The following is a 1,944-nucleotide window of genomic DNA, read 5'->3' as shown; positions in this document are numbered from 1 at the left end:
AAGTCAGTACTTTGTTAATCGTTAGCTGTACTGTTCAATCTTTACTTGGTCTCATTAGAAGCATCAAATGAGTTGAAGTACTTTCTGGCAATAGCCTTGAACCGACTTCTGGTAAGCTATCCGAACCACTTCTGCTCTACCTGTGTGCGTAATGTGGCTTGTGCCCAGTTAATTTATTGTAGAACCGTTCAGGGCGACGAAAACCAAACAGAACACCAATACCTTATTTGGTGCTCTGTTTGGTTTTCGTAAATAGTTTTGTAAATAGTATAGAAAGGGCCTGTTCTCCTTTCTTTCAACAATTTATGATCACCAGTTAATTATACTGTATGAAATTAAATGGTACGCTTCACCTTCTTTTGCTAAGCTTTACCCTGACAGCGGTTGGGCAAGTAAAAACAACTAAGCCTCAGCCTATAGCCCATGTTCATAGCCGGGCTCCTCTACACCAAAACCCTTATGTCGAATTACCGCTGGGTACCATTAAACCGCTGGGGCTGGTTGAAGGAAATGCTCATTCGCCAGAAAAACGGGGCAACCGGTCAGTTGGACGAGCTGTATCCACTCGTGATGAATCAGCGTAACGGCTGGCTGGGTGGTGATGGTGATCAGTGGGAGCGGGGCCCGTACTGGATTGATGGTCTTTTACCCCTCGCCTACATTCTGGACGATTCAGCGCTGATCGCCAAGACAAAACCATGGGTAGAATGGGCGCTTGCCAGTCAGCAACCCGACGGCTACTTTGGACCTGCCAAAGATTATAGTCCAGAACCCGGCATCCAGCGTGACAATAGCCGGGACTGGTGGCCTAAGATGGTCATGTTGAAGGTTTTGAAGCAATATTACTCGGCTACAGGGGACAAACGAGTCATCACATTGATGACCAATTATTTCAAGTATCAGCTCAAAGAACTACCCCAAAAACCACTTGATCACTGGACCTTCTGGGCACGTTATCGGGGTGGCGATAATCTGGCGGTGATCTATTGGCTCTACAACATCACTGGCGATAAATTTCTGCTCGACCTGGGTGATCTTGTTCATAAACAAACATTCAACTATACCAATGGCTTTTTGAATACTGATTTTCTGGCCAGACCGGGTAGCATTCACTGCGTAAATCTGGCACAGGGTATCAAAGAACCCATTATATACTATCAGCATCATCCTGACAAAAAATACCTCGATGCTACGAAAAAAGCCTTTTCCGATATTCGGCAATACAACGGCATGGCGCACGGTCTTTATGGTGGCGATGAAGCACTGCACGGCAACAACCCAACGCAGGGATCAGAGCTTTGCTCAGCGGTTGAGATGATGTTTCGCTGGAAAGTATTCTCGAAATCACGGGGGAGGTATCCTATGCTGATCAACTTGAAAAAATTGCCTTTAACGCCTTGCCGACGCAGGTATCTGACGATTATATGACTCATCAGTATTTTCAACAGGCCAATCAGGTGATGGCAACCCGGCATGTGCGCAACTTTGGCGATAATCACGGTGGCACCGATGTCTGCTTCGGCTTGCTGTCGGGCTATCCATGCTGTACGTCGAACATGCACCAGGGTTGGCCCAAATTTGTTCAAAATCTATGGTATGCTACAGCCGATCGAGGAATTGCAGCACTGGCTTATTCGCCTAGTGAAGCCACCATCGGCCTGTCCAATGGGCTTCACGTTTCGGTAAAAGAAGAAACGGGTTATCCCTTCGAGGAAATAATTCGGTTTGTTGTGAACCCATCGAGAAAGGCTTCGTTTCCGTTCCACCTGCGCATTCCAGCCTGGTGTAAGCAGGCGACAATCAGAATCAACGGAAACGTAGTACAGCAGTCAGCGGGGAATCAAGTAGTGAAAATCAACCGGGCATGGCAAGCGGGTGATGTGCTGGAACTGTACCTGCCAATGCACGTTTTCAACAACACCTGGTATGAAAACTCGGTGTCCA

At 47.2% G+C, this 1,944-nt stretch carries 1 protein-coding gene and 1 pseudogene; both read left to right on the top strand.

What is annotated here, in order from left to right; genetic code table 11:
• Positions 1-459 precede the first annotated feature (459 nt).
• Positions 460-1,428: a beta-L-arabinofuranosidase domain-containing protein gene (locus tag BWI97_RS29150; RefSeq protein WP_255403256.1), complete on the top strand. Its 969-nt coding sequence runs from the start codon at positions 460-462 to the stop codon at positions 1,426-1,428.
• Positions 1,425-1,944: pseudogene (locus BWI97_RS29145) on the top strand (hypothetical protein); the annotation flags it as partial. The gene BWI97_RS29150 and the pseudogene BWI97_RS29145, both read left to right, overlap by 4 nt.

This window comes from Siphonobacter sp. BAB-5405, assembly GCF_002872335.1.
Classification (GTDB): Bacteria; Bacteroidota; Bacteroidia; order Cytophagales; family Spirosomataceae; genus Siphonobacter.
This window is presented reverse-complemented; position numbering and strand designations above follow the sequence as displayed.

Coding starts and splice junctions, on each gene's coding strand:
- BWI97_RS29150 (WP_255403256.1), top strand. CDS start 460: ATGTCGAATTACCGCTGGGTACCATTAAACCGCTGGGGCTGGTTGAAG.